Annotated in this window: 6 protein-coding genes, 1 tRNA gene and 2 pseudogenes; 7 read left to right on the forward strand and 2 right to left on the reverse strand. The window is 61.9% G+C overall.

The features are described from left to right. From JCM25146_RS14935 to JCM25146_RS14950, 4 genes and pseudogenes are all read left to right on the forward strand, one after another. A pseudogene (locus JCM25146_RS14935) lies at positions 1–627 on the forward strand (PD-(D/E)XK nuclease family protein); the annotation flags it as partial. Between the two features lie 130 nt (positions 628–757). Continuing rightward, a complete protein-coding gene (gene trxA, locus JCM25146_RS14940; RefSeq protein WP_025829016.1) occupies positions 758–1,084 on the forward strand; it encodes a thioredoxin TrxA in 327 nt (108 codons plus the stop codon). A 166-nt stretch (positions 1,085–1,250) separates the two neighbouring features. Beyond that, complete coding sequence (accD, locus tag JCM25146_RS14945; RefSeq protein WP_025829018.1) at positions 1,251–2,156, forward strand: acetyl-CoA carboxylase, carboxyltransferase subunit beta; 906 nt, start codon at positions 1,251–1,253, stop codon at positions 2,154–2,156. 8 nt (positions 2,157–2,164) lie between these two features. Then, positions 2,165–3,511: a bifunctional folylpolyglutamate synthase/dihydrofolate synthase gene (locus JCM25146_RS14950; protein WP_025829020.1), complete on the forward strand. Its 1,347-nt coding sequence runs from the start codon at positions 2,165–2,167 to the stop codon at positions 3,509–3,511. A gap of 174 nt (positions 3,512–3,685) precedes the next feature. Here the strand turns inward: JCM25146_RS14950 and JCM25146_RS14955 are convergent. Continuing rightward, positions 3,686–3,760: transfer RNA gene (locus JCM25146_RS14955), tRNA-Thr, on the reverse strand. Between the two features lie 140 nt (positions 3,761–3,900). Here JCM25146_RS14955 and cysS point away from each other — a divergent pair. Together cysS and JCM25146_RS14965 are read left to right on the forward strand one after the other, a co-directional pair. Next, complete coding sequence (gene cysS, locus JCM25146_RS20010) at positions 3,901–5,277, forward strand: cysteine--tRNA ligase (protein WP_035372759.1); 1,377 nt, start codon at positions 3,901–3,903, stop codon at positions 5,275–5,277. Further along, on the forward strand, positions 5,274–6,044 hold the full coding sequence (locus JCM25146_RS14965; protein WP_025829021.1) for an RNA methyltransferase: 771 nt from the start codon (positions 5,274–5,276) through the stop codon (positions 6,042–6,044). The genes cysS and JCM25146_RS14965 overlap by 4 nt, the downstream gene beginning before the upstream one ends. A 100-nt stretch (positions 6,045–6,144) precedes the next feature. Here JCM25146_RS14965 and JCM25146_RS20015 read toward each other — a convergent pair. Beyond that, positions 6,145–6,809 (reverse strand): annotated as a pseudogene (locus JCM25146_RS20015) (alpha/beta hydrolase). Positions 6,810–7,280: 471 nt separating this feature from the next. Between JCM25146_RS20015 and JCM25146_RS14980 the strand changes: the two are divergent. Continuing rightward, the coding region (locus JCM25146_RS14980) for a cysteine desulfurase family protein (RefSeq protein ID WP_025829024.1) at positions 7,281–8,031 on the forward strand (751 nt) is incomplete at its 3' end.

Below are 8,031 nucleotides of genomic sequence, written 5' to 3' on the forward strand. Positions count from 1 at the left end.
CCCGCCCGCTGGCCCCCAGCAGGCCGGATGACACCATGTTGGGCCCACTGCCGCCTGCGCGCTCTCCGCTGGATGTGGCGGCCATAACCCCGGCCAAGGCGCGGGGAGGCGGCATTCCGCAAGGGGAATCTGGTGCACTCCTTGTTGCAGTTTCTGCCTGAACACCCCGTGGCGGAGCAGGAGCGGCTTGCCACAGACTGGCTGGCCCGCCCGGCAGCGGGGTTGACTGCGGCAGAGGCTGCCACGCTGGCGGCCCAGATTGTGGCCGTGTTGCGCATGCCTGCACTGGTGGACCTGTTTGCCCCGCAGGCGCGGGCCGAGCAGCGGCTGGCGGGTATTGCCGGGGGGCAGGTTATTGTCGGGCAGGTGGACCGTATGTGCGTTCTGCCCGACCGGGTTGTGGTGTGTGATTACAAAAGTGGTCGCCACGCCCCGCGTACGGTGGAGCAGACTCCGGTACTGTACCTGCGTCAGATGGCGGCCTACCGTGCCCTGTTGCAGGGCCTGTGGCCGGACAGGCAGGTTGTCTGTGTGCTGGTCTGGACCGAACTGCCCCGTGCCGACCAGTTACCGGATAGCTTGCTGGACCGGCACGTTCCCACCCCCGGTGGTGGAGGGGCATCTTGACCACGGCGCAGGCCGCCTTAAGTGTTAGGGGAACCCCGGTCTGCTCGAGCCTGCTCCGAGTGCTCGGCCAGACCTGATGAAAAAGACAGCGTGGAGTGCTCCCGCACCCCCGTAGGAAGGAAAACATGTCATGAGTGAACATACGCTTGCTGTCAGCGATTCCAGTTTTGATGCCGCAGTGCTCAAGGCGTCCGGCCTTGTTCTGGTTGATTTCTGGGCAGAATGGTGCGGCCCGTGCAAAATGATCGGCCCGGCGCTGGAAGAAATCGGCAAGGACATGCAGGGCAAGGTTACGGTCGCCAAGATCAATATTGATGACAACCCCGTAACACCCAACACCTATGGCGTGCGCTCCATCCCCACCCTTATGCTGGTGCGTGATGGCAAGGTGGTGGACACAAAAGTCGGGGCCCTGCCCAAAAGCCAGCTTAAGGCATGGGTTGAAGGCGCGCTGTAAAACCATGCGCGTTGGGGTGGGTATGGCCTGTCCGGGGCCTGCCTGCCCGGACCTGCGTGGTCCGGTCTTTGCATAATCACTTGGCAGATTGGCCCCGCCCGCGTAATGCAACCACGCAGGCGTGCAGGGTCCGCGCCATTCGTCTCGTGCAGTTACAGGGTTCAAAATGAGCTGGATCACCGAATACGTCCGTCCGAAAATCCGCGGTCTTTTGCGCCGTGATGTACCGGATAACCTGTGGACCACCTGTGATTCATGCTCCCAGATGGTCCTGACCAAGGAACTGCGCAAAGCGCAGAATGTCTGCCCCCATTGCGGGCACCACATGCGCGTGCTGGTAAGCGACCGTCTGGCATGGACCTTTGACAACGGCGAGTTCACCCGCATTGAGCTGCCGCTGGCCCCCGTGGACCCGCTAGGCTTCCGCGACCAGAAAAAATATACCGACCGCCTGAAGGATGCGCGCGCCAAAAGCCATCTGGACGAGTCCCTTGTGGTCGCCCACGGCACCATTGGCGGGCATAATGCCGTTGTGGGCGTTATGGCGTTTGAATTTATGGCAGGCACCATGGGTGCCGCCTTTGGCGAGAGGTTTGTGGCGGCTGCCCGGCTGGCCATTTTGCAAAAATCCCCGCTGGTGGTGTTTACCGCATCTGGCGGTGCACGCATGCAGGAAGGGGTGCTCAGCCTGATGCAGATGCCCCGCACAACCGTTGCGGTGCAGATGCTGCGTGATGCGGGCCTGCCCTATATTGTGGTGCTGACCAACCCGACAACGGGTGGGGTTACGGCCTCCTTCGCCATGCTGGGTGATGTGCAGATTGGTGAGCCCAACGCCCTGATCGGCTTTGCCGGTCCCCGCGTTATTCAGGACACCGTGCGTGAAAAGCTGCCAGAAGGCTTCCAGCGCTCCGAATATCTGCTCGAACACGGCATGCTGGACATGGTTGTGGCCCGCAAGGATATGCCCGCCACACTGGCGCGCCTGATCGGCCTGCTCACCCATGCCCCGGCCGATGTTACAGCACCTCCGCCCAAGCCGGTTGCAGCCCCTGCGGCTGCGGCCGAGTAAGCCTGTCCGTGGCGCAGACGCAGACCGGGGGCACCGCTCCGGTGCCCGAATTTACGGGCCGTACGGGGGAGGTTTTGCAACGGCTGAACCACCTTTATCCAGCCCTGATTGACCTCTCGCTTGGTCGGCTGGAGGGGCTGCTGGCCCGTCTGGGCCACCCCGAGCGTAAACTGCCGCCGGTTATTCATGTGGCTGGTACCAATGGCAAGGGCAGCACCTGTGCGACCCTGCGCGCCATAGCCGAGGCCGCTGGCTGGCGCGTACATGTCATGACCTCTCCGCATCTGGTGGATGTGACCGAGCGGTTCCGCATTGCGGGCCATCTGGTCAGCGAGGCCGAACTGGTGGCCACACTTGAACAGATCGAGCGGGTGAATGACGGTGCACCCATTACCGTGTTTGAGGTGTTGACTGCCGCGGGCTTTGTGCTGTTTGCCCGCCACCCGGCGGAACTGGCCATTATTGAGGTCGGTCTGGGTGGGCGGTGCGATGCCACCAATGTGCTCGAACGCCCCGCAGCATGTATTGTTACCGCCATATCTCGCGATCATGAGGCCTTTCTGGGCGATTCGCTGGCAGCGATTGCCGCGGAAAAAGCCGGTATCTTCAAACCCGGTGTGCCTGCGGTTACGGGTAGCCAGCCTGCCGAGGTCATGCAGGTTCTCGCAGCGCAGGCCCACGCAGTGGGGACATCTCTGGCCCGCCGTGGTGTGGAATGGAGCATTGCCCCCTTGCCTGCCAGCGCGGACAGGCCTGCCGGGCTGCGCCTGACGGATGCACAGGGCACACTGGACCTGCCCATGCCAGCCCTTGCTGGACCGTGGCAGATGGAAAACGCCGGTCTGGCGGTAGAGGCCCTGCGCCTGTCCGGTCTGGCTCTGCCCCAGACTGCGTGGCAGGGGGTAGGGCAGGTGCAATGGCCTGCGCGCATGCAGCGCTTGCACGGCCATCTGGCGGCCCTGCTGCCAGCGGGGTGGGAACTCTGGCTTGATGGTGGGCACAACCCCGGAGCCGGTGTGGCGCTGGCGCAGGAGCTGACCCACTGGAAGGACCGTCCCTTACATATGCTGGTGGGGATGAAGCAGACCAAGGATGCATCAGGCTTTTTAGGTCCGTTGCTCCCACATGCGGATGACCTGTGGGCCATCTGCGAACCCGAGCAGCATCTGGCCCTGCCTGCGCAGGCTATTGTGGAAGCATCGGGGGGCAAGGCCCATGTCGGCCCCACACTGGCACAGGCCCTGACCGCTCTGGCGGCCCAAGCACAGCCTGAGCACCCCGCGCGGGTGCTGATCTGTGGCAGCCTGTACCTTGCTGGTGTGGCGCTCAGGCAGGACGGCTGGGTCGTCCGGTAAATATGCTGGCAGGCGGGTGGGGTGTGCGCAGGCTCTGCGGGGCTCTCTCGACGGTGCCCCGCCTGTTATGGTGGCGCCTAGCAAGTAGAGTTGCCGTGCAATCAGGTATTGAGCAAGTCACTCCTCACGGGAGTGGCGCGCCATAACGGACTGTGATTTGGGTGGGAAAGAAAATGGTGCCCCCATTCAGATTTGAACTGAAGACCTACCGCTTACAAGGCGGTTGCTCTACCACTGAGCTATAAGGGCATAGATACGCATTCTCTGTAAGTCGGGACTATAAGCGATAAAAGGGTTGGAGCGTCAAGCCCTGTTTTTTGGAATAATCGCGGTTTTTTTGGCCCATACAGATATTGCATCGTTTTCATGGGTGGCGCATCTAGGCGGACATGCCGCACGCATCCCAAAGCCCCGCCCCCGCCCTGTTCCTGCACGACAGCCAACGCCGTGCGACCGTGCCGTTCCAGCCGCTCGATCCGGCACATATCAAGGTCTATTACTGCGGTCCCACGGTGTATGATCTGGCGCATATCGGCAATTTGCGCGCCATGCTTACGGCGGATGTGCTGGTCCGGCTGCTGCGCACCCTGTACCCACGGGTAACATTTGTACGCAACATTACCGATGTGGATGACAAGATAACCGCCCGCGCCCGTGCGAATGGGGAGGATATTGGCGCACTCACCCAGCGCACCACGCAGGAGTTCCACAAGGACCTGGCGGCCCTTGGCGTGCTGCCCCCCGACATAGAACCCCGCGCGACCCATAACATAGGCGAGATGCAGGCCATGATCGCCCGTCTGATTGAGAACGGGCATGCGTATGAGGCACAGGGGCATGTGCTGTTTTCGGTCGGGTCTTTTCCCTCCTACGGTGCACTGTCGGGCCGCAACCCCGATGAGCTGGAGGCCGGAGCCCGTGTGGAGGTTGCCCCGTACAAGAAAGCCGCAGGGGATTTTGTGCTGTGGAAACCATCGGACGCGGAGCAGCCGGGGTGGGAGAGTCCATGGGGCCGTGGGCGTCCGGGGTGGCATATTGAGTGCTCGGCCATGTCGCACCGTTATCTGGGCGATAGTTTTGACATTCATGGCGGTGGCTCGGACCTGCTCTTCCCGCATCATGAGAACGAACGTGCGCAGAGCCTGTGCTGCTTTCCGCACAGCCAGTTCGCCAATTACTGGGTGCATAACGCCATGCTTTTGGTCGAGGGCGAGAAAATGTCCAAGTCTTTGGGCAATTTCCTGACCATCCGCGACGTGCTGGCGCAGGCTCCGGCGGAGGCTTTGCGCCTGCTGCTGCTGGGCGCGCATTATCGCTCCACCCTGAATTACACACAGGCCGGGCTGAACGAGGCGCGCAAAACGCTTGACCGCTTCTACCGCGCGCTTTCCAGCGTTACGAATATTCCCGAGGCTCCCGTCCCGCAAACCGTACGCGCCGCGTTGGAAGAAGATCTGAACACCCCCAAAGCCATTGCCGAGCTGCATGTGCTGGCCAATCAGGCCATGGGGGGGGACCGGGATGCCGCAGGTGCTCTGCGTGCGGGTGGCCGCCTGCTCGGGCTTTTGCAGGATGACCCGCAGCTCTGGTTCAAGGGTGGGGCCTCGGTAGAGGAAGATGCCGCTATTGAGGGGCTGATCGCCGAGCGGCTGGCCGCCAAAAAGGCGCGCGATTTTGCAAGGGCCGATGCCCTGCGCGACCAGTTACAGGCACAGGGGATTGTGCTTGAAGATACCAAAGACGGAACAAGCTGGAGGCGCGCATGACCGGGCGGGATGGCGGGGCACCGCTGGAGCCTTTGGGCAACACACCTGTTGTTATTCTGGTGCGGCCACAAATGGCCGAAAACATAGGGACCACAGCCCGCGCCATGGCCAATGGCGGCCTGTTCCACCTCCGGCTTGTCAGCCCGCGTGACGGCTGGCCGCAGGACAGGGCATGGCGTACGGCCTCGGGCGCGGACAGGATATTGGAAGCGGCGACAGTGCACGAGAGTGTAGATGACGCCATTGCCGACCTGCACCATGTGTATGCCACCTGTCCCCGGCCACGCCATATTGTTAAAACAGTCATGACCGCGCGCGGCGGGGCTGCGGAACTGCGTGCGGCCACGCAGCGCGGGCTCAAGGTCGGGCTGATGTTTGGCCCCGAGCGGGCGGGGCTTGATAATGAGGATATGGCGCGCGCGGACGCGCTGATCCGCTACCCGCTCAACCCCACCTTTATGTCGCTCAATCTGGCGCAGGCGGTCATGATTATGGCGTATGAATGGTGGATGGCCACAGATGCCACACCACCGCGTACGCTGATGACCAATGAGACACATGTCGCCACCAAGGGTGAGCTTGAGAACTTCATGAGCCATCTTGTGCGTGAGCTGGATGGATGTGGGTTTTTGCGGAACGAGCAACGTCCGGGCATGGTGCGCAACCTGCGCCACTTTTTTACCCGTGGCGAAGTCACCGAGCAGGAATTGCGGACCCTGCATGGCGTTGTGCGTGAACTGGCCAACCCACGCCGTACGCAGGACTGAGCGATCACGCTCAGCCCGTACGCATACGGGCAGGTTTGGTAGCAGCCCCCAACGCACCGGCAAGTTTTATCCGGCGCGTTGGGGGCTGTTTTTTTAAGGCTTAGTCCGCGGCAAGGGCCATGTGCTGCTGGCCCATGGCGCGGGTGACGTGGTCTTCCACCGCAGCGGTAATCTTGTCTGCCTGCTTGGCAAAAATATGGTCCGCTTCGGGGTAGATGCGGTAATCCACGGCAACACCCTTCTGGGTGTTCAGCTTGTCCACCAGCTTGTGGATGGCGGGCTCGGGGGCCATGTCATCCTTGCCCCCGGCAATCATCAGCCCGCCGCATGGACAGGGGGCCAGAAAGCCGAAGTCATAATGTGCAGCTGGTGGTGCAATGCTGATCCAACCGGTAATTTCTGGCCGGCGCATCAGCAACTGCATGCCCACGAACGCCCCGAAGGAATAGCCCGCAATCCACAGACCGCTGGCGTTGGGTTGATCATCTGCATCCAGTCAAGGGCTGCTGCTGCATCGGAAATTTCACCAATGCCGCCATCAAAACGCCCCTGCGAGCGCCCAACCCCACGGGAGTTGTAGCGCATGACGGAAAAGCCCATGTTCTCGAACGTGCGGTACAGGGCGTATGTAATCCGGTTGTTCATGGTGCCGCCGTGCAGCGGGTGCGGGTGCAGCACGAGGGCAAGCGGGGCGTTGGGCTCGTTTGAGTGGTGATAACGCCCTTCAAGACGTCCATCCGGGCCGGCAAACATAACCTCAGGCATGTAGGTTCCGCTTGATCTGGGAAGGACGTCCACGGGCATGACGCTTCCGGGTTCAGTAACTGCCCCGGTCAGGAACGATGCCACGTTCACGGCCGGGGTATGCGGGGCATAAAGCCCGCAAGCTTTAACTTCTGCTCAGCACATTCCCTTTTCCGTTTCTGGGGGAAAACGGAAAAAGGAACGCATACAGACACATGGTGTCCGTCCCACGACCAGAAAAGGGGAAAGGCACACTCTGGCGTTGACCTTGCGCAAAACGCAGGCATAATCAGCCGGGGTATTGTCCGTGAATGCTGCGGACGCGGGAAAACCCGTTTCCATCCTGCTGCCTTCATTGTGCCCTGTGGTGCTGACCATGTGGCACTCTATAGCTGTTGCAGGGGCTGAATTTCCACATAAATCGTGACAGGGGCCGTACTGTGCGGCCTGCAAAAAGCGCAGTTCTGGTATGGGTTCGGGTATATAAACGGCATGAACAAAAAAATAGATGATAAGGAAATGAATTTTTCCAACCCTGTTTATCTTGACGCCAATGCGACCGAACCCCTGCGCCCCAAGGCCCGCGCGGCCATGCTGGAGGCAGCGGACGTTACAGGGAATCCATCATCGGTGCATCAGGCCGGGCGGCGTGCGCGCGCTTTGCTGGAGGAAGCACGCAACACACTGGCCAGCCGTATGGATGTTGCCCCACTGAACTGCGTGTTTACCGCAGGCGGCACGGAGGCCAACGTGCTGGCCATGCACGGGCTGGGGCAGGGACGGCGTTTTCTGGTCGGGCGCACCGAGCATGACGCCGTGCGCAAGGGCATGCCCGATGGGGCGGATGTAGGCTGGCTGGAAGTGGACACGCACGGGCAGGTCCGGCTGGACCTGCTGGAGGCGGCCCTGCATGCGGGCAGTACGCCTGCGTTTGTCTGCCTTATGCTGGCTAATAACGAGACAGGTGTGCTCCATCCTCTGGATGAGGTAGCGCGCCTGTGCCGCCAGTATGGCGCGCACCTGCATGTGGATGCGGTGCAGGCCGCAGGACGTATGGAACTGAGTGTAGAGCAATGCGGGGCGGACAGTCTGGCCTGCTCCGGCCACAAAATGGGCGGCCCAAAGGGGGCGGGTGCGCTGCTACTGCGCGGCCCCGCCCCAAGGCCACTGGCCCCTTTGTTTGAAGGGGGCGGGCAGGAGCAGGGCCGCAGGGGTGGCACCCAGCCGCTGCCTGCCATAGCCG

It is taken from the genome of Acetobacter okinawensis JCM 25146 (assembly GCF_000613865.1).
Lineage (GTDB): Bacteria > Pseudomonadota > Alphaproteobacteria > Acetobacterales > Acetobacteraceae > Acetobacter > Acetobacter okinawensis.

Excerpts from the sequence above, each read along its gene's own strand:
- accD (WP_025829018.1), top strand. The coding sequence starts at position 1,251 with ATGAGCTGGATCACCGAATACGTCCGTCCGAAAATCCGCGGTCTTTTG.
- JCM25146_RS14965 (WP_025829021.1), top strand. The coding sequence starts at position 5,274 with ATGACCGGGCGGGATGGCGGGGCACCGCTGGAGCCTTTGGGCAACACA.
- cysS (WP_035372759.1), top strand. The coding sequence starts at position 3,901 with ATGCCGCACGCATCCCAAAGCCCCGCCCCCGCCCTGTTCCTGCACGAC.
- trxA (WP_025829016.1), top strand. The coding sequence starts at position 758 with ATGAGTGAACATACGCTTGCTGTCAGCGATTCCAGTTTTGATGCCGCA.